Origin of the sequence: Bacillus cereus group sp. MYBKT111-2, assembly GCF_051915205.1 — a bacterium.
GTDB lineage: Bacteria > Bacillota > Bacilli > Bacillales > Bacillaceae_G > Bacillus_A > Bacillus_A paranthracis.
Map to the genome: position 1 here is coordinate 636,322 of NZ_JBQAEG010000001.1, position 23,545 is coordinate 659,866.

Genomic DNA, 23,545 nt, shown 5'->3' on the forward strand with positions numbered 1-23,545 from the left:
CTCTTATTTACTATCTAAAAATCCTTGTAAGATTACGACTGCAGCCATCTTATCAATTACTTGCTTTCGCTTCTTACGGCTTACATCGGCTGAAATGAGTAGACGTTCCGCTGCCATCGTTGACAAACGCTCGTCCCACATTACAACGTCTAATTGTAACAGCTCTCGTAGGTTTTCTGCAAATTGTTGGCATGCTTCACCACGCGGGCCAATTGTACCATTCATATTTTTAGGTAAACCTACTACTATCTTGTCCACATCATACTGTTTTACTAACTCAGAAATGCGGTCAAAACCAAATTGACCTCGTTCTTCGTTAATCTTGATTGTTTCAAGCCCTTGCGCTGTCCAGCCCATTTCGTCACTAATTGCAACTCCGACTGTTTTTGTACCTACATCTAAACCTAATATCCGCATAAATTACTCCTCACGATGATGTTTCAAGTAAGACTTCACAAGCTCTTCAATTAATTCATCACGTTCAAGCTTGCGAATGATGCTTCGTGCATCTTTATGGCGAGGTATGTATGCTGGGTCTCCACTTAATAAATAACCGACGATTTGGTTAATCGGATTATAGCCTTTTTCTTGAAGTGCATCATACACAGTTAAAAGTACATCATTTACATGGACACTCTGTTTTTCATCTTGAATGCTAAACTTCATTGTTTTATCAAAACCGTCCATTTCAAGCACCTCACTTATATAGTAAGTATAGGGAGAAGAACTTCTCCTCTCCCTACCATTGTACACTACTATCTCTTTATTTTGAAACAGATTTAACGTACTCTTGTACAAATGCTAAAGCTTCCTCAACTTGCGCTGGGTTTTTACCGCCCGCTTGTGCCATATCAGGACGGCCACCACCGCCACCGCCACAACGAGAAGCTACTTCTTTCACAAGTTTACCAGCATGGTAACCTTGGCTAATTAAGTCTTTCGTTACGCCAGCTAAGATGTTTACTTTGTCATCATTTACAGACGCTAATACGACAACCGCAGATTGTAATTTATTTTTCAGGTCATCCATCATCGTACGTAAGTTGTTCATATCTGCAACATTTACTTTTGCCGCTAATACGTTCACGCCATCAACTGTCATTACTGAATCAGTTAAGTTTCCGGCTTCAATGTTACTTAATTTTGCTGCAAGAGATTCGTTTTCTTTTTGAAGTTGCTTTACTTCAGCAAATAAACCATCTACTCTTGTTAAAATATCTTTTGGATTTGTTTTCATTTTTCCAGCTGCTTCTTTTAATAAACCTACTTGATCGTTCATTAATTCATAAGCAGACTTACCAGTTACTGCTTCAATACGACGAGTTCCTGCACCGATACCAGACTCAGCAACGATTTTGAAAATACCGATAGAAGCTGTGTTATCAACGTGACAACCACCGCAAAGCTCTAAGCTATAGTCGCCAACTTGTACAACGCGTACAACATCACCGTATTTTTCACCGAATAATGCCATTGCGCCCATTTCTTTCGCTTCTTCAATTGCTTTTTGAGAAATCTCAACATCAATACTTTCCCAAATTTTCTCGTTTACGATACGCTCAATTTTTTCTAATTCGTCAGCTTGTACTTGACCGAAGTGAGAGAAGTCAAAGCGTAAACGTTCAGAAGTTACAAGAGAACCTGCTTGGTTAACGTGTGTTCCAAGTACGTCTTTTAATGCTTGGTGTAGTAAGTGAGTTGCTGTATGGTTCTTCACAACGCTACTACGGTTTTTCGTATCGATAATAGCTTTTACAGCCGCATCTTTCGTTAATGTACCTTCTTCAACTACAACTTTGTGCAAGTTTTGGCCGTTTGGTGCTTTTTGTACGTCTTTTACAAGAACTTTCACGCCATCAGCAAGAAGATAACCACGGTCTGCAATTTGTCCACCGCTCTCAGCATAGAATGGTGTTACATCAAGCATTAATTGTCCTTCTTCACCAACTTGTAAGCTGTCTGTGTATTCACCGTTTTTCACAAGTGCAACAACGTTACTTTCTGTTGCAACTGTACCGTAACCAACGAACTCGCTCGCTACTTTCACTTCTCCAAGGACACCGCCTTGAACTTGCATAGAATCAACATCTTGACGAGCAGCACGTGCGCGCTCACGTTGTTTTTCCATTTCATTTTCAAAACCTTCATGATCAACAGTCATACCAGCTTCTTCTGCATATTCTTCTGTTAATTCAATTGGGAAACCGTATGTGTCATATAGACGGAACGCATCTACTCCAGAAATAACCGTTGTTTTTTCTTCTTTCGCTTTTGCGATAACTTCAGCTAAAATTGCTTCACCATCATGAAGTGTTTCGTGGAAACGCTCTTCTTCATTTTTCACAACTTTTGCAATGAAATCTTTCTTTTCAAGTACTTCTGGATAGAAGTCTTTCATTACTTCTCCAACAACCGGTACTAATTCAAACATGAATGGACGGTTGATGTTTAATTTCTTCGAATAACGAACCGCACGGCGTAATAAACGACGTAATACATAACCACGGCCTTCGTTAGATGGAAGAGCACCGTCACCAACAGCGAATGTTACTGTACGGATATGGTCAGCAATTACTTTAAACGCCATATCTTTTTCTAAGTCACCATTACGATATTTCTCACCAGAGATTGTTTCTGTTGCACCAATCATTGGCATGAATAAGTCTGTGTCAAAGTTTGTAGGCACATCTTGAACGATAGATGTCATACGCTCTAGACCCATCCCTGTATCGATGTTTTTCTTAGGAAGTGGTGTATATGAACCGTCTGGATTATGGTTAAATTGAGAGAATACAAGGTTCCATACTTCTAAGTAACGCTCGTTTTCTCCGCCTGGATATAATTCTGGGTCACTAAAGTCATTACCGTAAGCTTCTCCGCGGTCATAGAAAATCTCTGTATTCGGTCCACTTGGTCCTTCACCGATATCCCAGAAGTTTTCTTCTAAGCGGATGATGCGCTCTTTTGGAACGCCCATTTTCTCATTCCAAATTGTGAATGCTTCTTCATCTTCTGGATGGATTGTAACGGATAGTAATTCTTTATCGAATCCGATCCATTTGTCGCTCGTTAAAAATTCCCAAGCCCATGTAATTGCTTCTTCTTTGAAGTAATCACCGATTGAGAAGTTTCCTAACATTTCAAAGAATGTATGGTGACGAGCTGTTTTCCCTACGTTTTCAATATCGTTTGTACGAATTGATTTTTGAGCATTTGTAATACGTGGATTTTGCGGGATTACACGTCCATCAAAATATTTTTTTAATGTTGCTACACCACTGTTAATCCATAGAAGAGATGGATCTTCATGTGGAACTAGTGATGCACTAGGTTCTACTGCATGTCCTTTTTCTTGGAAAAAGTCTAAAAACATTTGACGAATTTGTGCGCCTGTTAGTTGTTTCATTGTATTTTCCTCCTTAAATATAAAAAACTCCCGCCCCTATAAAAGGGACGAGAGTTAACTCGCGATACCACCCTAATTATGAATTGATTGCTATACGAATCAATTCATCACCTCATGGTGCCGTAACGTGGCAAGACGGCAGTGATTAGCTGCTCTCAGGATTAGCTTTCTGTTACCCTTCATTTAAAGCTTCTTTCAGCCATATGGAAGCTTCTCTCTATAAATGGACTGTAACGTACTTGTTCCGTCATTGATTTAATGTATTATATGACTAAATATAATAGAATTCTCTTAAGTTTGTCAATGTAGATAATCATTTATATTATATCAATTACTTATTAATCATAGCTATTCTACTATTCATTCTTAACAGCCTTTTCATATATTATGCATGTATTAACAAATTGTACTACTCCCACGCACTTTTCTGAATATTTTATTTTTGTTATAATTAAATTATTAATAATAAAGGAGCGATTATAATGACAACCTTATTGAACAAAGCTAAAAATATGTTAACGACTGATGAAACAATATTGTTTTACGTAGCCTGTTCACTAGACATATTTATTTATCGTTCCGTCGCAAGGCCAGGATTGCTAATTTTAACAGACAAACGGCTCTTCTTTTATGGACCAGATGTAAGTAAGAACCCTTTATTTGAAGAGTACGCTTTCGCAAAAATTTCAAATTTAAAAGAACAAAAGCGGCTTTTCAGCAATCAAATTGTATTTATGTATGATAATGAATGGAAAAAAATAAAACATATTCAAACAAATGATGTAAGCTCTCTCGTTCAAAAAATAAACGAGCAACTCTCTAAATAATGATAGCCCTCTACTTTTATAAGTAGAGGGCCTTCCTATTACACATCTTCTTTTTTCCAAAGGGGCCTTACATGAACGATCACTGTGCGAATGACCGCTAAAACAGGAACTGATATTAATAACCCTACAATTCCTGCCACTTCTCCCCCAACTAATAATGCAAGCATAATAATAACAGGATGCATGCGAAGCGACTTACCAACGATGTAAGGGGATAAAATGTTACTTTCTACGAATTGCAAAATAGCAATCGTAATCCCCGCTTTAATGAGTAAACTTGTTGATACCGTTGCTGCAATCATCAACGCTGGAATCGCTCCTAAAATAGGGCCAAAGTATGGGATTATATCTGTTATCCCGATGATGATGCCAAGTAATAATGGATATTTCATACCGATAAACCAAAAAGAAAGAACCGATACTCCTCCTAATACTAAACAAACGAATAACTGTCCGCGAATATAACTTCCAAGTGACTTATCAATTTCTTTCGCCAACATTTGCCCCGTACTACGCCACTTACTCGGGACTAGTTTCCAAAAGATATGATAAAACTCGCCGTAATCTTTTAATATGTAAAATACAATGAACGGAATTAAGAAAATAATGAGTAACGAATCTAGTACACCACGAGCTGTGCTCATCACTTTATTTAAAAGTGCTTGTATCTTCGTCTCTACTCCGACAAAAATTTGTTTCACCTTTTCATGAATAAATGACGGGAAATTCGCTGTTTGTTCTGTAACACCATCCATCCAAGAATCATACATTTTTGTAAACTGCGGGAATTGTTCATTGATTTCTTGTAATTGCTTAATCACAACCGGCGTTCCTTTATAAATTCCATAACCAATCCCGCCAAAGAAAAGGATGTAAATAAGCAAAATAGCGAGTGTACGCGGCATCCCTTCCTTATGAATTTTTTCAATTAAAGGATGCAATAAATACGCAATGAAACATGCAATAAGAAACGGTGTAATGGCCACTTTACATACAAAAATAATCGGTGCCCATAGCGGCTTAATTTTTAAAAAGACGAGCAAACAAAGAAAAACAAGTAACAATAACCCTAAACGATATATCCAAATGATTTTAAGATTCTTCACACGAAAAACCTCCTCCACCTTTATTTTGAAAATAAATAGGGTAGGTTATGTGCAAAAGTTTTAAAATCTTTTCGTGCAGACCATACTGTTTTGTAAAGATGTACATATACATAACATAACAAGGACAACCACCCCTAAGAATGCAGCATGAAACATTATAATCAGGAGGGCTCATAATGGTTTTATTTATGCTCATATTATCTGCACTTTTTATGATTCTTGAATGGATTTGTATCGGGTTTGGTATTTGGAAAGGCTTCTTTATTCGTTCCTCACGAAAGGAAAAAGCGAAGCAATTATTTCATTACGGAATGCTTGGCGTTGGATGTTACGGCCTATCTTATCTCTTCTCTGAAATTGGACTTTTATATTTGCATACAAGTGCATAAAAAAACTCCCTTATCATGAAGGGAGTTTTTTACGCTTATAAATAAGATTTAATCATCTTACGTGCTTTTTTCATATTGCGTTTTGAAAATACATCTTGTTTGCGAGCATATTGATATGCTGCCGCTCCAACACCTAATGCGATTAATGAATTGCGTAGATTCAAAGTAAATCCCCCTTTTCGTTATCCGATCGTTCTTTCATTCTCATCAAATAAATCATCAAGAGAGCTTAGTGAACCATCTTCTTCTACTTGATGCGTATGGATTTTCCCCTTTGAAACCGATAATTCGATATAACAATTCCAGCAATAAAATTGGTTGACACCTATTTTTCCAATGTCTTTCCCTTTGCAATTTGGACAAATAAACATATGGCGTTCATCTCCTTACAGTCTCCCGGATTCTATTCGCCATTATGTCCAAACTGCATTCATTTATACATTGCTGGAGCCTTTCAACGTTATACGTTTGAAAGTTTCACTATATAATTTCACCTTGTTACATGAAATCATACGGTGAAATGTTTTCCACGTCCATTTCTTCGCCGTTAACCGTTACCATCTGTACTTCTCCTTGTGATTCTTGCAATCGGCTAGCTAAAGTCGTTTGACGCATTGCATCATCAAGGCGATTTACACCAGACTGGAAAGCAGCTTCCTCCCCGCAAATAATAAGGAACTTCTTACTTCTTGTAATACCAGTATAAATTAAATTACGACGTAACATACGATTATAACTTTTTACTATCGGCATAATCACAATCGGAAATTCACTACCTTGTGATTTATGAATGGAACAGCAATAGGCATGTGTAATTTGATTTAAATCTGGTTTTGTATATGTTACCTCAATTCCATCAAATGAAACGATAATCATATCTTGTTGCTCAACGTTTTCTTTCGCATAAAACACCGAAACAATTTCTCCGATATCACCATTAAAAACTTGACTCTCCGGCTGATTAACGAGTTGCAAGACTTTATCGCCTCTTCGGTATACAACATCACCGTAAGCAATTTCTTTACTCTTTTCCCTTTTCGGATTAAACACTTCTTGCAACGCTTCGTTTAGTACATTAATACCCGCCGGTCCACGATACATCGGGGCCAATACTTGTACATCTCTTGCGCTAAACCCTTTTGTCTTCGCATTCTCACAAACCTTCTTAACAACCTCAACAATTTGAGCTCCTGTACAACCGATAAATGAACGATCTTTTTGGTTTTGCGCTAAATCTGGTGGGAGCGTTCCATTTTTTATCGCATGGGCAAGTTGAATTACTGATGAACCTTCCGCTTGACGATAAATCTCAGTAAGCTTTACTGTTGGAACTGCACCTGCATTCAATAAATCTTTTAATACTTGTCCAGGTCCTACAGATGGTAATTGATCTTCATCGCCTACAACGATAACTTGAATGTTAGTCGGCAATGACTTAAACAGCTGATTTGCAAGCCAAATATCAACCATTGAAAATTCATCAATAATGAGTAATTTCCCTTGTACCGGATCTGTTTCATTCCGTTGGAAAGACCCTTCGGGCGTCCAGCCAAGTAAACGGTGAATTGTACAAGCTGGAAGCCCTGTTGATTCACTCATTCGCTTCGCTGCCCTTCCTGTTGGAGCCGTTAATAATATCGGAAATGGATTATCATCACTGTATTCATTCGGATTTAACGATAGCCCGTGAAGTGACGCATACATTTCAACAATTCCTTTAATAACTGTTGTTTTCCCTGTTCCTGGTCCACCTGTCAATAACATCATCGGTTTATGAAGTGCCGTTTGAATTGCTTCTTGCTGAAACGGTGCATATTGTACGTTCAGTTGTTCTTCAATTTCACCTAATGTTTTTAACACTTCTGCCTCTGGAAATGAAGGTGTTTCTTCTTGATTCATAAGCCTGCGAATGGACTTTACAACACCTTTTTCAGAGTAGAATAACGTTGCTAAATACACTCGCTCTTCTTCTATGATGACTTTCCCTTCACTTTGCATCGTTTCAATACAGCCTACAATATCTTCCTCAGTCACTCTTCCTTCTTGATTGTTTAAAAGTGACATCGTTTCTCTTACAAGTTGGTCTTTCCTCATATAAACGTGGCCAAGTTGTAATGAGACATTCTCTAACGTGTAAAAACATCCTGCGCGTACACGGTCGTCGTGATTACCCGATATCCCTAACGCACGCCCTATATCATCCGCTCTTCCAAAACCAATTCCGTCCACTTCTTCAATAAGCTGATATGGATTATTACGAATCACTTCTAATGTCATCTCTTTATATTGCTGGTAAATCTTAATAGAAAGCTTCGTTCCAAAACCGTAACCATTTAAAAAGCTCATTACTTTCTCTAATCCTTGATGTTCAATAATTGTCTCATATATTTCCTGAGCCTTTTGTTTATTAACAACACCATTTAAAGCCTCAGGATCATCCATAATTTTAGAAATAGCATGTTCCCCCAGATGGTCCACAATTTTTTCAGCTGTACGCTTTCCTATCCCTTTAAATAAATCACTCGCTAAATATTGCACCATACCGGCTTTCGTTTGCGGCAATTCTTTCTTAAACGTTTCAACTAAATATTGTTTCCCATACTTCGGGTGGTCTTTAAAATGACCTGTCAACGTAAACACTTCATCTTCATGCATGCGGGGAAAATGACCGTTTATCATCACTTTTTTTTCGTCGTACGTTTCATTCGTTTCAATGACTTTCATACTGACAACGGAATAGAGGTTTTCTTCGTTGTGGAAAATGGTATGAAGAACTTGCGCTTTTATAAACTTTTTCTCTTCCTCAAACAAATCCATTGCATGTTGATTTCCCATCTTTCCTCTCCTTTCCGGTTTCGTTTCACTTTAATGAGCAGTACATCCCCCACCTATTTAGATGAGGGATAACTACTCATTAATTATATTTTCATCTTATTCAGCTTCTTGCTCTAATAAACGAACACCATTACCCGCTAAAAAGTGATCTGGCTGAATTTCAGTTGCTTTCTTAAATAAAGCGAGAGCCTTCTCATTTTTTTCCTCAAATACGTAGGCAACACCTAAATTATAATACGCATCTGCATGCTCTTCATCCATTTCTAATACCTTTTCAAAATAAGGTTTCGCCTCTTGAATATGTTCTAGTCGTGCAAAGCAAAGTCCGCACTGGAACAAAGCTTCTACATCGTTTTCATCTAATTCTGTTGCTCTTTGTAAAAACGGCAGTGCAAGACGATCATTTCCAAGTTGCACATGTGTAATACCTAACATAAACGTTACATCAGCTGATTGTAATCCAGCTTGCATCGCTTGTTCAAATACAGCTTTCGCCTCTGCAAATTGCTCTTGACCGTAATATACGTTTCCTAATCCATAATAAGCAGCCGCAGATTTATCATCTAACTCCAATGCACGTTTATAAAATAAAATTGCTCTCTCACTGTCACCTAGTACATCTAATAAGTTTGCAAAATTAATATATCCAAGCGCATCTTTCGGATTTTCTTCGATTGCTTCTGTGAAATTTTTAGCAGCTTCTTCCCAGTTTCCTTCTTGCATATATTGAATACCTGTTTCAAGTTTGTTTGACATGTCCTTCACCTCTACAACAAATTATAACAAAGAATGTATTTTCCAAGCGAACGAAAATTCGCCTTATGTAAAAGAAACCTCTAACCGCGAATCGGTAGAGGCTTCTCTTTTATCCTAAATAATCCAATTTCTTACCGCTACGGTACACTTCATCAATTGTAGCACCGCCTAAACACTCATCTCCATCATAGAAAACAACTGCTTGTCCTGGTGTAATTGCACGAATTGGCTCGTCACAAAGAATACGAACTGTATTTTCATCAACGATTTGAACCGTTACTTTATTGTCTTCTTGACGATAACGGAATTTCGCTGTGCACTTAAATTCTTTCTCTTTCGCTTTATTACTTACCCAGCCAACATTTGTAGCAATAACTTCGTCGCCATATAGAAGTTCGTTATGGAATCCTTGATCAACATATAAAATGTTTTCTTTCAAGTTTTTCCCAACAGCAAACCACGGATCACCGTTACCACCAATACCAAGGCCATGACGTTGTCCAATTGTGTAGTACATTAAACCGTCATGCTTTCCTTTCACTTCGCCAGATAACGTTTGCATCACACCTGGTTGTGCTGGTAAATAGTTACTTAAGAAATCTTTAAAGTTACGCTCACCAATGAAGCAAATACCAGTACTATCTTTCTTCGCCGCTGTCGCTAAACCAGCTTCTTTCGCCATTTCACGAATTTGTGGTTTCTTCAGTTCACCAAGCGGGAACATTGTTTTTGATAATTGCTCTTGGCTTAATTGATTTAAGAAATACGTTTGGTCTTTATTGTCATCAACGCCGCGAAGCATTTTATATTCGCCGTCCATATAAGCAACGCGTGCATAATGACCTGTCGCTACATAATCAGCACCGAGCGCAATGGCATGCTCTAAAAATGCTTTAAATTTAATTTCTTTATTACACATTACATCTGGGTTTGGTGTACGACCAGCTCGGTATTCATCTAAGAAGTACGTAAATACTTTATCCCAGTATTGTTTTTCAAAGTTTACTGCATAATACGGAATACCAATTTGGTTACACACTTCAATTACATCATTGTAATCTTCTGTTGCTGTGCAGACACCATTCTCATCTGTATCATCCCAGTTTTTCATAAAAATTCCGATTACATCATAACCTTGCTCTTTTAATAAAAGAGCCGCTACAGATGAATCGACGCCACCGGACATCCCGATGACAACGCGTGTTTCGTGAGGTAGTTTGTTCATCATGTCACCTCCCATGCTAATTTTGTGTTAATCGCTTCACGATTTTCACTGTTTCGTACGCCGCTTTCTCAACTTGCTCTTTCGTATTTCCAAGTCCGAAACTAAAACGTACGGATGAACGTATTTGATCGGAGTCTTTTCCGAACATCGCCACTAATACATGTGATGGATCAATCGAACCAGCTGTACAAGCCGAACCACTTGATACTGCAATGCCAGCTAAGTCTAAGTTCACAAGAAACGGTTCAATGTTCATTCCTGTAAAACTAATATTAAGCACATGTGGTAATCGATATTCTAAGTTTCCGTTTACCTCGAAAGTAATGTCTTCATTTTTGAAGACAGATACCATTATATCTTTAAACTCTTCATATTGGGCATTTTTTTGCTCACGAGTTTTTTCAGCTAGCAAAATTGCATGTTGCAACCCAACGATGCTCGGCACATTTTCAGTACCAGCACGGCGTTTTCTTTCTTGCTCCCCGCCTATTAATAACGGTTCAAATTTCACATTTGCACCAGCGTATAAGAACCCGACACCTTTTGGCCCGTTAATTTTATGAGCCGAAATTGATAATAAATCAATACAAAACTCTTTCACATCAATTTCTACTAAACCGTAAGCTTGTACCGCATCTGTATGGAAATAAGCTTGATGCTCTTTTAGCAGCTTACCTATTTCCGCAATTGGTTGCATCGTCCCAACTTCATTATTCCCAAACATAATAGATACAAGAATTGTCTCTTCTGTTAATGCCTTTTGTATGTCAGAAACTTGAACGCGTCCTGTTTCATCAACAGGTAAATATGTCACTTCAAATCCTTCACGCTCTAACAATTCACACGTATGCAAAATTGCATGATGTTCAATTTGTGTCGTTATAATATGGTTACCTTTATGACGGTTCGCACGCGCTACACCGATAAGCGCTAAATTATCAGCTTCCGTACCACCGCTCGTAAATATAATTTCATTCGGATTCGCATGAATGCTACGTGCACATGCGCGTCTCGCCTCATCTACTGCATGGCGCGTTTGACGTCCATAAAAGTGAATACTAGACGGGTTTCCGAATGTTTCTGTCATATATGGAATCATCTTTTCGACCACTTCTGGGTGAGTCGGAGATGTCGCAGCATGATCTAAGTAAATGCGTTCCATTAAATCTCCTTCTTTCCAAATCGTTTCACAAGGAATTAAATGTAAAACATATAGCCCCCGTGATTTTCTTCCTCATAACGTACTAAATCTTCTAATGTTGTACTATCTAACACTTCTTGCACCGCATCACGAACACGCATCCATAATTGGCGTTGTGCTGGCTCTTCTTCTTCTATCATTTCTACAACACTAATTGGACCCTCTAATACACGGATTACATCCCCAGCTGTAATGTTAGCCGGTTGATCTGATAATACATATCCGCCATATGCTCCGCGCGTACTCTTTACTAGACGCGCGTTACGAAGTGGTGAAATTAATTGCTCTAAGTAATGTTCCGATAAGTCATGTGCCTGCGCAATTGATTTTAATGAAATCGGACCTTCACCAAACTTTTTTGCAAGATCGATCATAATTGTTAAGCCGTAGCGGCCTTTCGTTGAAATCTTCATCTATTTTGCACCTCTTTTCAAATTTTCACTTCTATTGGTTATATCTTATTTATAAAAGAACACAATTTAAAATCCTATGAAATTATAGCATAATATAGTATTATAAGAAATTTCAACTTGTGTATCAAAATGATAACATAAAATCACATTGAAAAACTCGGAAATTATTACAATTGAAAGAAAAATGAAAATATTCATATTCATTTTTCCCACAAAACAGCATCCTATTTCAAATTCCACTAAAAAAAATGATACGATAGAAAGAGATTATACATTAAGGGAGACGGTAAAAATGAAACAACCACTCGCACATCGAATGCGCCCTACAAATATTCAAGAAATTATCGGACAACAACATTTAGTTGGTGAAGGAAAAATTTTATGGCGAATGGTCCAAGCAAATCATTTTCAATCTATGATTTTATATGGCCCTCCAGGCACTGGAAAAACATCCATTGCGAGCGCAATTGCAGGAAGTACCGGAACCCCTTTTCGCCTATTAAACGCTGTTACTCATAATAAAAAAGATATGGAAGTTGTCGTACAAGAGGCAAAGATGCATCGACACCTCGTTTTAATTTTAGATGAAGTACACCGTCTAGATAAAGCAAAACAGGATTTTCTATTACCTCATTTAGAAAGTGGACTCCTTACTTTAATTGGTGCGACGACGAGTAATCCGTTCCATGCTATTAATTCTGCTATTCGAAGTCGGTGTCAAATCTTCGAATTACACGCATTAACAGAAGATGATCTTTTAATTGGCTTAAAACGAGCACTTGAAGATAAAGAAAAAGGTCTTGGGGAATATGATGTAACTGTTACGCCTGAAGCATTACATCACTTCGCAAATGCATCAGGCGGAGATATGCGTTCCGCTTATAATGCACTGGAACTAGCTGTTTTATCTAGCTTTACAACTAATGACAAAGCTGCGGAAATTACGCTGGAAATCGCCGAAGAATGCTTACAAAAAAAGAGCTTCGTTCATGACAAAGGCGGAGATGCTCATTATGACGTATTATCGGCATTTCAAAAATCGGTGCGCGGAAGTGATGTAAATGCAGCACTTCACTATTTAGCACGTCTTATTGAAGCCGGTGACCTACAAAGCATCGGTAGACGTCTTCTTATTATGGCATATGAAGATATTGGACTTGCTAGCCCGCAAGCTGGACCGCGTACGCTAGCCGCAATAGAATCAGCTGAACGCGTTGGATTCCCAGAAGCGCGCATACCACTTGCAAATGCCGTTATTGAGCTTTGCCTATCACCAAAATCAAACTCAGCTTATAAAGCACTTGATGCTGCCTTACACGATTTACGGAACGGTCAAACAGGCGATATTCCAAGTCATTTAAAAGATAGTCATTACAAAGGCGCAGAGGCACTTGGAAGAGGCATTGGCTACTTATATCCACACGACCATCCAAATGGTTGGGTACCGCAACAATACTTACCTGATAAAATAAAAAACAAACAATATTATAAACCGAAAACGACAGGGAAATTTGAACAAGCACTTTCTACTGTATATGAAAGATTACAAAGTTCGAATAAAACGAAAAATAAAGGGTAACATAAGCAAAAACGTCACCATTATGGAGGCTTCGCTTATGAAAACACGTCAAGATGCATGGACAAAAGAAGACGATCTCCTTTTAGCAGAAACTGTTTTACGACATATTCGCAGCGGCAGTACACAAATAAAAGCATTCGATGAAGTCGGCGATGCTTTAAACCGCACTTCCGCAGCTTGCGGTTTTAGATGGAATGCTGAAGTAAGACCGAATTATGAAGATGCGGTGCAGCTTGCGAAAAAACAACGTAAAGAATTAAAGCGTTCTGAAGCTAAAATAGAAAAAAATCAGTTCACAAAAACGAAACAACTCGTAATCGACGCTGAGTTTTCAGAAGATATTGTACCAAGTAAACAAGAACTTACAATGCAAAATGTCATCTCGTTTTTGCAAAACTTAGAGCACAATAATCCTTCACTCGCAAAGTTACAAACTGAAAATGAAGTATTACAAACTCAGCTCACTTCCTTGCAAAAAACGAATGATGAGCTTGAAACTAAATTAGCCGCACTCACAAAAAAACAACAAGCAATCGAAGAAGATTATGCAATGCTCGTTAGAATTATGGATCGTGCTCGAAAACTCGTTTCAGTTGAAGAACAAGAAGAGCAGATCGCTCCCATTTTCAAGACAGATCAAAATGGAAATTTAGATATTATTTATTCTGCAGAGAATTAAAAAAGATGTCACCTAGCCCAATTTTCCGGCTAAGTGACATCTTTTTTTGTCTCTTCGGTGGATAGCATATTGGTAAATGAAATTATATCGACGATTTTTCGAATATATCTATCGTAACTTACAATATATCAACGATTTTTTAATTATATCGACTATTCGACAAGGAATATCGATTTACCGACAAATATTTACAAAATAAGCAAACCCGCTATACAAAGAACTCCCTGAATCAACTGGATATTTTTTACTTAAATGTTACTATAAACATATACGATTGAAAGGAGCTGATTGCCATTTCATTAGTAGCCTTCAAAATAACACTCGGTATTCTCGTTCTAACGTTAGGCCTTTTTACCATTCACAGTTTAAAAAAGACCTCAGGTTATAAATCAGACAAGTATGATTATTACTTACTGGCCTTGCTTACATTTGAACTAGTAGCAATGCAAATACCCCTATTTCTTTAGCACATATAAAAAAGCATATATCCGAAATGGATATATGCTTTCTTTTTATTCTTGCCCTACACGCTTCACTTCTACATTTTTAATGCGTTCACGTACAACGTGACTTGCCATAATTAGGCCTGCCACAGATGGTACGAATGCATTTGATGAAGGCGGTAATTTCGCTTTACGAATTTTTGCATTTTCGTCTGGTACGATTTCTTTACGTACTTCTTCACGAATTACGATTGGGTTTTCGTCAGAGAAGACAACTTTTACACCTTTTTTAATACCCTCTTTACGAAGCTTCGTACGAATGACTTTCGCAATTGGATCTGTATGTGTTTTAGAGATGTCCGCAATACGGAAACGAGTTGGGTCCATTTTATTTGCTGCACCCATACTTGAGATAATTTTAATTTTACGACGTAAACATTGTTTAATTAAATGAATTTTGAACGTAATTGTATCAGATGCATCCACTACGAAGTCTAAACCGTGCTTAAAGAACTCTTCATATGTTTCATCTGTATAAAACATTTCTAGTCCAATTACTTCACACTCCGGGTTAATGTCTGCGATACGCTCTTTCATTAATTCTACTTTTGAACGTCCTACAGTAGATACTAAAGCGTGAATTTGACGGTTTACGTTTGTTATATCTACAACGTCTTTATCAACTAATACGAGACGTCCTACGCCAGAACGCGCTAACGCTTCAGCTGCAAAAGAACCTACGCCGCCAATTCCTAAAATACCGACTGTACTATTTTTTAATATTTCAAGTCCTTCTTTACCGAAGGCTAATTCATTACGTGAAAATTGATGTAACATTCAGCTCTACACTCCTATTACAAAAATGGTCTACCATGTATTCTAGCGTTTTTCCGACTATTTGTATAGAAAAAGTTATAGAATTCCTAAAAATACATATTTCGAGAATGAAAACATAGACCAGAATTTTATTTCTTCCTAAATACACATTTAAAAAGGAGGATTCAGAGAACCGAGCAGATCGAGGCGCTGAAGCCAGGAGGAGCGCAGTGTAGCGTTACTACTCGAGCACCGGACTGGGATACGTAACGACGAGATGCGATCGTTATCTGAACCGGACTTTTTAAACAACCTCTCAAAAAAAGCCTAGATGGTATTAGTATAACCATCTAGACCCTATTCTTACTTCTCTTCTTTTAAGCTTAATTTTAAATTTAACTCTTCAAGCTGTGCTTCTGCAACTGGGCTTGGAGCTTCTGTTAATAAGCAGCTTGCGCTTGCTGTTTTCGGGAACGCAATTGTATCACGAAGGTTCGTACGACCTGCAAGTAACATAACAAGACGGTCTAAACCTAATGCAATACCGCCGTGTGGTGGCGTACCGTATTCGAATGCTTCTAATAAGAATCCGAATTGCTCTTGTGCTTCTTCTTGTGAGAATCCAAGTGCTTTGAACATTTTTTCTTGTACGTCACGCTCGTAAATACGAAGTGATCCACCGCCAAGCTCATAACCGTTTAATACAAGGTCATATGCTTGTGCACGTGCTTTTTCTGGTGCTGTTTCTAATAGCTCAACGTCTTCACGGAATGGCATTGTGAATGGGTGGTGAGCTGCGAAGTAACGATCTGCATCTTCATCGTACTCAAGAAGTGGCCAATCTGTTACCCATAGGAAGTTAAATTTACTTTCGTCAATTAACTCAAGCTCTTTACCTAGACGTAAACGAAGTGCGCCTAAGCTATCTGCAACAACGCTCTTCTTATCTGCTACGAATAGTAATAAGTCACCAGCAGTAGCTTCTAATGTGCTCATTAACACATTTGCATCTTCTTCACCGAAGAATTTCGCGATCGGTCCTTTTAAGCCGTCTTCTTCCACTTTAAGCCAAGCTAAACCTTTTGCACCGTATACTTTTACGAATTCAGTTAATGCATCGATATCTTTACGAGAGTATTTGCTCGCAGCACCTTTTGCATTAATTGCTTTTACTTGTCCGCCACTTTCTACAGCACTTGTAAATACTTTAAATCCACAACCTGCTGCAAACTCAGATAAGTCTGTTAGTTCCATTTCAAAGCGTGTATCTGGCTTATCAGAACCGTAACGAGCCATTGCATCAGCATATTTCATACGAGGGAACGGTGCACTCACTTCTACACCTTTTGCATCCTTCATAACTTTCGTCATCATGCGCTCCATCATATCTAAAATTTCATCTTGTGTTAAGAATGAAGCTTCAATATCGATTTGCGTAAATTCTGGTTGACGGTCTGCACGTAAATCTTCATCACGGAAACAGCGTGCTACTTGATAGTAACGTTCAAATCCACCGACCATAAGAAGCTGTTTAAATAGCTGTGGAGATTGTGGTAATGCATAGAATTCACCATCATGTACACGACTTGGTACTAAATAATCACGAGCTCCTTCTGGCGTGCTCTTCGTTAAAATTGGTGTTTCCACTTCTAAGAACTCTTCTGTGTCTAAGAAGTTACGAATTGTTTTTGTTACGTCGTGACGCATTTTGAATGTGTTGAACATTACAGGACGACGTAAGTCTAAATAACGATATTTTAAACGCACATCTTCTGATGCATCTGTATCATCAGCAATAATGATTGGCGTTGTTTTCGCTGCATTTAATACGTTTACTTTCGTTGCTTGTACTTCAATACGACCCGTTGCCATATTGTCATTAATTGCGCCTTCACCACGCTCAACAACTGTACCTTCTACGTGTAATACGTATTCGCTACGAATTGTTTCTGCTACTTCTAGCGCCTCTTTTGATGTTTCTGGGTTAAATACAACTTGTACGATACCTGTACGGTCACGTAAGTCGATAAAGATTAATCCACCTAAATCACGGCGTTTTTGTACCCAACCTTTTAATTGAACTGTTTGTCCAACTGCTTCTACTGTTACTTTTCCACATGCATGTGTTCTTTCAGCCACTGTAAGTTCCCCCTATATTAATTTCTCTGCTACGTATGAAGCAAATACATCTAATGCTACTTCTTCTTGTTCGCCTGTTGCCATATCTTTTAAGTTGATGATACCTTTATCTAACTCATCTTCCCCTAATACAGCTACAAATTTCGCTTTTAGACGATCTGCTGATTTAAATTGTGCCTTCATTTTGCGATCTAAATAATCTTTTTCAACTGATAATCCAGCTTTACGAAGATCAAACGCAACTTTTGCAGCATGGTCTTTTGCTTTTTCTCCAAGCGCTACAACGTAACAATCAATGCTATGTTCGATTGGCAATTCAATGTTTTCAGCTTTTAATGCCATAATTAAACGTTCAATACTCATCGCAAAACCGATACCTGGCATTTCTGGTCCACCGATTTCTTGTACAAGTCCGTTGTAACGTCCACCACCGCTTAATGTAGTAATAGCACCGAAACCTTCTGCCTCACTCATAATTTCAAATACAGTGTGTTGGTAGTAGTCTAAACCACGTACTAAGTTCGGATCTTTTTCAAATGGAACATCCATCATCGTTAATAGTTCTTGAACTTTTTCGTAGTATACTGCTGAATCTTCATTTAAGTATTCTGTAATAGATGGTGCTGTTCCCATTAATTCATGGTTACGGTCCTTCTTACAATCTAAAATACGAAGAGGGTTCTTTTCTAAACGAGATTGACAGTCAGAACAGAATTCGCCGATACGTGGCTCAAAGTGTGCGATTAATGCATCACGGTGTGCTTGACGGCTTGCTGCATCACCTAAGCTGTTTAATACAACTTTAATATTTTTTAAGCCCATGCCGCGGTAAAACTCTACAGCAAGTGCAATTACTTCTGCATCAATTGCAGGATCGTTACTACCGATTGCTTCAATACCAAATTGTACGAATTGACGATAGCGGCCTGCTTGCGGTCTTTCGTAACGGAACATTTGACCGATATAATATAATTTCGTTGGTTGTGTTGCGTCACCGAACATTTTATTTTCAACGTAAGAACGTACAACAGGTGCAGTACCTTCTGGACGTAATGTTAAACTACGCTCTCCACGATCTTGGAATGAGTACATTTCTTTTTGCACGATATCTGTCGTATCACCAACACCACGTAAAAATAACTCAGTGTGTTCAAAAATCGGTGTACGAATTTCTTTATAATTGTAACGACGGCAAATTTCGCGTGCTTGCCCTTCGATATACTGCCATAACTCAACAGTGCCTGGAAGAATATCTTGCGTTCCGCGTGGGATTTGAATAGACATATTCAGTTCCTCCTCAAATTGTTTTAATCTTAATAAAAATAAAAAAACTCCCGCCTCTACTGTTTGAACAGTAGGGACGAGAGTATTATACCCGTGGTGCCACCCTAATTGAAGCACGTATGCTTCCACTTTTTTAATAACGCTTAAATGTGCGTTCATCCCTACTAAGCGTATATGCCGTTCAAGTTGAAACCTCTAGAGTGTCATTCAATCAGTCATCATGTAGAAATGTTTTCAGCCTAAGACATTTCTTCTCTTTCCATGTGTGTCTCATTTACTCTTCTCTATCAACGGTTATATTCATATGTAAATATAAAATTACTATACGTTTGTTCAGTAGGATTGTCAAGTGCTCTAAGAGCGTTCAATCTGCTTCTTTAGACGCTTTACATCTTGAAGAGAAATCCCAAACTCAGAAGCAAGCTCCATTGAAGTATTGTTTTGCTCTTTTGAAATAAAATCATGAAAATTCACGTTAAACAGTTGATTTGCACCATTTGTAACAGAATGCCCTTTTTCATTCATACGCATACGTATATCCCTCACATTCAATATGGATGTTTTACTTTTTATTGTTCCATATTGATTAGAGAGTTATACATAAACGAAAAAGCTATTGACTCAAAATAAACATTAGTATTGGATTTATAACAATGAGCTAGTCCACTTGCTAGCATATGATGCTTCAAATAATATAACGATACGATACAATACCTACCCCAATTACGAGAATTTCTAACATTACATGTAATACAACTTGCGCGGCCATTTCTTCTATAGGAAGTAAAGCATACATTAAATTACTTCTACACTCTGATTCAATATACGGACCAATGCCTCTGGATTAGTTTCCATTACCCAATGCCCACCAACTTCAATAGAAAAAACCTCCCATTTTCTATCTCTTGCTTTTTTTGCTGATTCTAAAAAGATAGACGTCATTGGCCAATGTTCTGGATTATCCTTTACTTCTACGTATATATGCGGTATACATTGTGCTTTAGAGTTTTTTATTTCAACCGATTGTGTAAAAGCCAACAATGGCATCGCTGATTTTCTCTCATCTATTGTATTTCTAGGAAGAACACGCCATCCCTCCCCGTATACTTTTACTTCTTCTATAAAATGCGCGGCCATTTCCGGTCCAGAAATATCCATAACAGAATCACCATCTTCCGGAAGCATTGCATCCACGTATACTAGCTCCTTAATGAACTCGGGAATTACTTCTGCCACCCCTGTAATTACCATACCAGAATAACTATGTCCTACCAAAATTACATCTTTTAGACCCTGATATTTAATAGTATTAACAATGTCTTGAATAAATGTCTTCAACCCTATATTAGGTTGCATAAGATGTGTTCGTTCCCCAAGTCCAGTTAATGTAGGAGTATATACACTATGACCCTCTTCCCTTAAAAGTTCAGCTAGTTTTTTCCAAACATAACCGCCATCCCATGCTCCATGAACGAGTACAAATGTTTCCATAAGTTTTACCTCCCATAATCCCCCGATTATATCGTTTATTTTCTTAACTATCATAACAATAATTAACAAAATATACCATTAAAAACCATAAAAGAAGAGAGGGGCTCATCCCCTCTCTTCTTGCAACACTATTTACTTTCCACAATTAAGGTAACCGGACCATCATTGATTAAAGAAACATCCATCATTGCTCCGAACTTCCCTGTTTCTACATGCAATCCTTGCTTACGTACTTCTTCATTAAAGAAATCATATAAACGCTCTGCATAGTCAGGTTTGGCAGCATCCATAAAGTTTGGACGTCTTCCCTTGCGGCAATCTCCGTATAATGTGAATTGCGAAATGGATAGAACTTGCCCTTCTACATCGAGTACAGAATGGTTCATCTTTCCGCTCTCATCTTCAAAAATACGTAAGTTCGCAATTTTTTCTGCAATGTAAGTTGCATCTTTTTCTGTATCTTCATGCGTAATGCCAACTAGTAATGTTAAACCGAACGGAATTTGTCCTACGATCTCACCGTCTACTGTGACAGACGCTTCTTTTGATCGTTGTAAAACAACTCTCATCTTTTCTACACTCCCTATTAATGCATCATGCGTCGTACTGCATAAATTTCTGGAACACGTTTAATGCGTTCTACTACTTTTTTCAAGTGCTGTAAGTTACGAATAGAGATTGACATATTAATTGTCGCCATCTTATTACGGTCACTTCTACCAGAAACTGCCGAAATGTACGTTTTCGTCTCTGTAACAGCTTGTAAGACTTCATTTAATAAACCACGGCGATCGTAACCTGAAATTTCAATATCAACGTTATACTCAATTTCTTTTTCAGGGCTACCTTCCCATTCTACTTCTAATAAACGTTCTATAGCTTCTTCTGTATGAACATTTACACAATCACGGCGGTGAATTGATACGCCTCGACCTTTCGTAATATACCCAACAATATCATCACCAGGAACTGGGTTACAGCATTTTGATAAACGAATTAATAAATTATCCGCACCACTTACTTTAACACCAGAATCCCATTTTCGAATTTTCATCGGTTTACGAACTTCTTTAACTTCAACAATCTCTTCTTCTTCACGTTGCTTACGGAACTTGTCCGTTAGTCGCGTAACAATTTGTGATGCAGTGATACCATTATATCCAACTGCCGCAAACATATCTTCTTCATTTGCGAAATTGAATTTTTCAGCAACACGTTTTAAATTGTCAGGAGCTAATACTTCTTTCATCTCATACTCTAGGCTACGCACTTCTTTCTCAACAAGTTCACGGCCTTTTTCAATATTTTCATCTCTACGTTGCTTCTTAAAGAATTGACGTATTTTGTTTTTCGCATGAGATGTTTGAGCAAGTTTCACCCAATCTTGACTTGGTCCATACGAATGTTTCGATGTTAAAATCTCAATGATGTCACCTGTTTTTAATTTATAGTCAAGTGTCACCATTTTCCCGTTTACTTTTGCACCAATTGTTTTATTCCCAATCTCTGAATGCACACGATATGCAAAGTCAATTGGAACAGATCCAAGTGGTAATTCCATTACATCGCCTTTCGGTGTAAAGACGAATACCATGTCAGAGAATAAATCAATTTTTAACGACTCCATAAACTCTTCTGCATTAGAAGCTTCATTTTGCCATTCTAATATTTGACGGAACCATGTAAGTTTCTTCTCTAATGTACCTGTTGTTTCTGCTGTTTTTCCTTCTTTATACGCCCAGTGTGCCGCGATCCCGAATTCTGCAATCTCATGCATTTCTTTCGTACGAATTTGCACTTCAAGCGGATCACCTTTCGGTCCAATTACAGTCGTATGAAGAGATTGATATAGATTTGCTTTCGGCATTGCAATATAATCTTTAAAACGACCTGGCATCGGCTTCCAGCACGTATGAATAATTCCAAGTACTGCATAACAATCTTTAATACTATTTACAACGACACGTACAGCTAATAAATCGTAAATTTCATTGAACTGTTTATTTTGCAGTGCCATTTTACGATAAATACTGTAAATATGTTTTGGTCTTCCAGAAATTTCAGGTTGAATTGCAACTTCGTCTAATTTCTCACGAATACCAGTCATTACTTCGTCTAAATACTCTTCACGTTCTGCACGTTTACGCTTCATTAAATTTACAATACGATAATATTGCTGTGGATTTAAGTAGCGAAGTGACGTATCCTCTAGCTCCCATTTAATAGTACTAATTCCGAGTCTATGTGCTAAAGGCGCAAAGATTTCTAACGTTTCATTCGCAATGCGACGCTGCTTCTCTTGAGGCAAATGTTTCAATGTACGCATGTTATGAAGACGATCAGCTAGTTTAATTAAAATAACTCGAATATCTTGAGCCATTGCAATAAACATTTTGCGATGGTTTTCTGCTTGTTGTTGCTCATGAGATTTATATTTAATCTTTCCAAGCTTTGTCACACCATCAACAAGCATAGCAATTTCTTTATTAAATTCCCGTTCAATATCTTCTAATGTAATCTCTGTATCTTCTACTACATCATGTAAGAAACCTGCTGATACTGTAGCTGGATCCATGTGTAAATCAACTAAAATACCTGCAACTTGAATTGGATGAATAATGTATGGTTCACCCGATTTTCTGTATTGTTCGCTATGCGCATCGCGTGCATATTCATAGGCACGTGCTACTAGCTCAATATCTTCATCCACTAAATATTGACTTGCTTTCTCGAGTACCTGTTCAGCTGTTAGTACCTGCTCATTTGCCATCGAATCACCTTTTATTGAAAATTGACTTTATCTTTATTAAATAGAATAAATTATATTCTATCATTATAACCCAATGATTGTGAATTGTGAAAAGGAAAAGATTTTACTGACATTTCACCATAATTTTTTGTTCAATTATACAAAAGTACCCGCTCCTCTCCAAGAGATTCACGGGTACTTCTTATC

The 23,545-nt window shown here is 37.8% G+C and carries 22 protein-coding genes and 2 other annotated features; of the genes, 4 read left to right on the forward strand and 18 right to left on the reverse strand.

Going from position 1 to position 23,545, the window contains the following annotated elements:
- Positions 1-3: 3 nt before the first annotated feature.
- The 3 genes from ruvX to alaS form a co-directional block, all read right to left on the reverse strand.
- Positions 4-417, reverse strand: coding sequence for a Holliday junction resolvase RuvX (ruvX, locus tag ACTFNE_RS03405; protein ID WP_001221197.1), 414 nt, complete (start codon positions 415-417; stop codon positions 4-6).
- 3 nt (positions 418-420) lie between these two features.
- Complete coding sequence (locus ACTFNE_RS03410) at positions 421-687, reverse strand: IreB family regulatory phosphoprotein (RefSeq protein WP_000348590.1); 267 nt, start codon at positions 685-687, stop codon at positions 421-423.
- A 76-nt stretch (positions 688-763) separates the two neighbouring features.
- Positions 764-3,406, reverse strand: coding sequence for an alanine--tRNA ligase (gene alaS / locus ACTFNE_RS03415; RefSeq protein WP_046197793.1), 2,643 nt, complete (start codon positions 3,404-3,406; stop codon positions 764-766).
- Positions 3,407-3,446: 40 nt separating this feature from the next.
- Positions 3,447-3,666: a binding site (T-box leader), on the reverse strand.
- A gap of 222 nt (positions 3,667-3,888) precedes the next feature.
- Here alaS and ACTFNE_RS03420 point away from each other — a divergent pair.
- The gene (locus ACTFNE_RS03420) at positions 3,889-4,233 is read left to right on the forward strand and encodes a PH domain-containing protein (protein WP_000209473.1); all 345 of its coding nucleotides are present in this window, start codon (positions 3,889-3,891) and stop codon (positions 4,231-4,233) included.
- Positions 4,234-4,271: 38 nt separating this feature from the next.
- Here ACTFNE_RS03420 and ACTFNE_RS03425 read toward each other — a convergent pair whose 3' ends face one another.
- On the reverse strand, positions 4,272-5,339 hold the full coding sequence (locus tag ACTFNE_RS03425) for an AI-2E family transporter (RefSeq protein ID WP_000793118.1): 1,068 nt from the start codon (positions 5,337-5,339) through the stop codon (positions 4,272-4,274).
- A 176-nt stretch (positions 5,340-5,515) separates the two neighbouring features.
- Here ACTFNE_RS03425 and ACTFNE_RS03430 point away from each other — a divergent pair, with 176 nt between their 5' ends.
- Positions 5,516-5,728, forward strand: a complete 213-nt coding sequence (locus tag ACTFNE_RS03430) for a hypothetical protein (RefSeq protein ID WP_000242543.1) — start codon at positions 5,516-5,518, stop codon at positions 5,726-5,728.
- A gap of 35 nt (positions 5,729-5,763) precedes the next feature.
- Here the strand turns inward: ACTFNE_RS03430 and ACTFNE_RS03435 are convergent, their stop codons facing one another.
- The 7 genes from ACTFNE_RS03435 to cymR form a co-directional block, all read right to left on the reverse strand.
- The gene (locus ACTFNE_RS03435; protein WP_001053553.1) at positions 5,764-5,892 is read right to left on the reverse strand and encodes a YrzQ family protein; all 129 of its coding nucleotides are present in this window, start codon (positions 5,890-5,892) and stop codon (positions 5,764-5,766) included.
- An 18-nt stretch (positions 5,893-5,910) separates the two neighbouring features.
- Complete coding sequence (locus ACTFNE_RS03440) at positions 5,911-6,099, reverse strand: hypothetical protein (protein ID WP_000469281.1); 189 nt, start codon at positions 6,097-6,099, stop codon at positions 5,911-5,913.
- A gap of 127 nt (positions 6,100-6,226) precedes the next feature.
- A complete protein-coding gene (gene recD2, locus ACTFNE_RS03445) occupies positions 6,227-8,563 on the reverse strand; it encodes an SF1B family DNA helicase RecD2 (RefSeq protein WP_046197792.1) in 2,337 nt (778 codons plus the stop codon).
- A gap of 96 nt (positions 8,564-8,659) precedes the next feature.
- On the reverse strand, positions 8,660-9,319 hold the full coding sequence (locus ACTFNE_RS03450) for a tetratricopeptide repeat protein (RefSeq protein WP_000066391.1): 660 nt from the start codon (positions 9,317-9,319) through the stop codon (positions 8,660-8,662).
- 109 nt (positions 9,320-9,428) lie between these two features.
- Positions 9,429-10,544: a tRNA 2-thiouridine(34) synthase MnmA gene (gene mnmA, locus ACTFNE_RS03455; protein ID WP_001038008.1), complete on the reverse strand. Its 1,116-nt coding sequence runs from the start codon at positions 10,542-10,544 to the stop codon at positions 9,429-9,431.
- A gap of 16 nt (positions 10,545-10,560) precedes the next feature.
- Positions 10,561-11,706: a cysteine desulfurase family protein gene (locus ACTFNE_RS03460; protein ID WP_000439903.1), complete on the reverse strand. Its 1,146-nt coding sequence runs from the start codon at positions 11,704-11,706 to the stop codon at positions 10,561-10,563.
- Positions 11,707-11,741: 35 nt separating this feature from the next.
- The gene (cymR, locus tag ACTFNE_RS03465) at positions 11,742-12,158 is read right to left on the reverse strand and encodes a cysteine metabolism transcriptional regulator CymR (protein WP_000704116.1); all 417 of its coding nucleotides are present in this window, start codon (positions 12,156-12,158) and stop codon (positions 11,742-11,744) included.
- Between the two features lie 292 nt (positions 12,159-12,450).
- Between cymR and ACTFNE_RS03470 the strand changes: the two genes are divergently transcribed.
- Both ACTFNE_RS03470 and ACTFNE_RS03475 read left to right on the forward strand, forming a co-directional pair.
- Positions 12,451-13,737, forward strand: coding sequence for a replication-associated recombination protein A (locus tag ACTFNE_RS03470; RefSeq protein WP_046197791.1), 1,287 nt, complete (start codon positions 12,451-12,453; stop codon positions 13,735-13,737).
- 37 nt (positions 13,738-13,774) lie between these two features.
- A complete protein-coding gene (locus ACTFNE_RS03475) occupies positions 13,775-14,416 on the forward strand; it encodes an RsfA family transcriptional regulator (protein ID WP_046197790.1) in 642 nt (213 codons plus the stop codon).
- 512 nt (positions 14,417-14,928) lie between these two features.
- Here ACTFNE_RS03475 and ACTFNE_RS03480 read toward each other — a convergent pair.
- From ACTFNE_RS03480 to relA, 7 genes are all read right to left on the reverse strand, one after another.
- Complete coding sequence (locus tag ACTFNE_RS03480; protein ID WP_000903177.1) at positions 14,929-15,696, reverse strand: tRNA threonylcarbamoyladenosine dehydratase; 768 nt, start codon at positions 15,694-15,696, stop codon at positions 14,929-14,931.
- 342 nt (positions 15,697-16,038) lie between these two features.
- Entirely contained in the window at positions 16,039-17,814 is a 1,776-nt protein-coding gene (gene aspS, locus ACTFNE_RS03485) for an aspartate--tRNA ligase (protein ID WP_000840898.1), read from the reverse strand.
- A 12-nt stretch (positions 17,815-17,826) separates the two neighbouring features.
- Complete coding sequence (gene hisS, locus ACTFNE_RS03490; RefSeq protein ID WP_000027087.1) at positions 17,827-19,098, reverse strand: histidine--tRNA ligase; 1,272 nt, start codon at positions 19,096-19,098, stop codon at positions 17,827-17,829.
- Between the two features lie 69 nt (positions 19,099-19,167).
- Positions 19,168-19,398 (reverse strand) — a binding site (T-box leader).
- A 54-nt stretch (positions 19,399-19,452) separates the two neighbouring features.
- The gene (locus ACTFNE_RS03495) at positions 19,453-19,629 is read right to left on the reverse strand and encodes a hypothetical protein (protein ID WP_001242605.1); all 177 of its coding nucleotides are present in this window, start codon (positions 19,627-19,629) and stop codon (positions 19,453-19,455) included.
- Positions 19,630-19,893: 264 nt separating this feature from the next.
- Positions 19,894-20,589 (reverse strand): alpha/beta fold hydrolase, encoded by a 696-nt coding sequence (locus ACTFNE_RS03500; RefSeq protein WP_000447391.1) that lies wholly within the window; start codon positions 20,587-20,589, stop codon positions 19,894-19,896.
- Between the two features lie 128 nt (positions 20,590-20,717).
- Complete coding sequence (locus ACTFNE_RS03505) at positions 20,718-21,158, reverse strand: D-tyrosyl-tRNA(Tyr) deacylase (RefSeq protein WP_001266956.1); 441 nt, start codon at positions 21,156-21,158, stop codon at positions 20,718-20,720.
- A 17-nt stretch (positions 21,159-21,175) separates the two neighbouring features.
- Positions 21,176-23,359 (reverse strand): GTP diphosphokinase, encoded by a 2,184-nt coding sequence (gene relA / locus ACTFNE_RS03510; protein ID WP_001262809.1) that lies wholly within the window; start codon positions 23,357-23,359, stop codon positions 21,176-21,178.
- Positions 23,360-23,545 lie beyond the last annotated feature (186 nt).

Coding starts and splice junctions, on each gene's coding strand:
- ruvX (WP_001221197.1), bottom strand. CDS start 417: ATGCGGATATTAGGTTTAGATGTAGGTACAAAAACAGTCGGAGTTGCA.
- ACTFNE_RS03480 (WP_000903177.1), bottom strand. CDS start 15,696: ATGTTACATCAATTTTCACGTAATGAATTAGCCTTCGGTAAAGAAGGA.
- alaS (WP_046197793.1), bottom strand. CDS start 3,406: ATGAAACAACTAACAGGCGCACAAATTCGTCAAATGTTTTTAGACTTT.
- ACTFNE_RS03470 (WP_046197791.1), top strand. CDS start 12,451: ATGAAACAACCACTCGCACATCGAATGCGCCCTACAAATATTCAAGAA.
- ACTFNE_RS03460 (WP_000439903.1), bottom strand. CDS start 11,706: ATGGAACGCATTTACTTAGATCATGCTGCGACATCTCCGACTCACCCA.
- mnmA (WP_001038008.1), bottom strand. CDS start 10,544: ATGAACAAACTACCTCACGAAACACGCGTTGTCATCGGGATGTCCGGT.
- ACTFNE_RS03505 (WP_001266956.1), bottom strand. CDS start 21,158: ATGAGAGTTGTTTTACAACGATCAAAAGAAGCGTCTGTCACAGTAGAC.
- recD2 (WP_046197792.1), bottom strand. CDS start 8,563: ATGGGAAATCAACATGCAATGGATTTGTTTGAGGAAGAGAAAAAGTTT.
- ACTFNE_RS03420 (WP_000209473.1), top strand. CDS start 3,889: ATGACAACCTTATTGAACAAAGCTAAAAATATGTTAACGACTGATGAA.
- ACTFNE_RS03500 (WP_000447391.1), bottom strand. CDS start 20,589: ATGGAAACATTTGTACTCGTTCATGGAGCATGGGATGGCGGTTATGTT.
- ACTFNE_RS03475 (WP_046197790.1), top strand. CDS start 13,775: ATGAAAACACGTCAAGATGCATGGACAAAAGAAGACGATCTCCTTTTA.
- ACTFNE_RS03495 (WP_001242605.1), bottom strand. CDS start 19,629: ATGCGTATGAATGAAAAAGGGCATTCTGTTACAAATGGTGCAAATCAA.
- hisS (WP_000027087.1), bottom strand. CDS start 19,098: ATGTCTATTCAAATCCCACGCGGAACGCAAGATATTCTTCCAGGCACT.
- ACTFNE_RS03410 (WP_000348590.1), bottom strand. CDS start 687: ATGGACGGTTTTGATAAAACAATGAAGTTTAGCATTCAAGATGAAAAA.
- ACTFNE_RS03440 (WP_000469281.1), bottom strand. CDS start 6,099: ATGTTTATTTGTCCAAATTGCAAAGGGAAAGACATTGGAAAAATAGGT.
- ACTFNE_RS03430 (WP_000242543.1), top strand. CDS start 5,516: ATGGTTTTATTTATGCTCATATTATCTGCACTTTTTATGATTCTTGAA.
- relA (WP_001262809.1), bottom strand. CDS start 23,359: ATGGCAAATGAGCAGGTACTAACAGCTGAACAGGTACTCGAGAAAGCA.
- cymR (WP_000704116.1), bottom strand. CDS start 12,158: ATGAAGATTTCAACGAAAGGCCGCTACGGCTTAACAATTATGATCGAT.
- ACTFNE_RS03450 (WP_000066391.1), bottom strand. CDS start 9,319: ATGTCAAACAAACTTGAAACAGGTATTCAATATATGCAAGAAGGAAAC.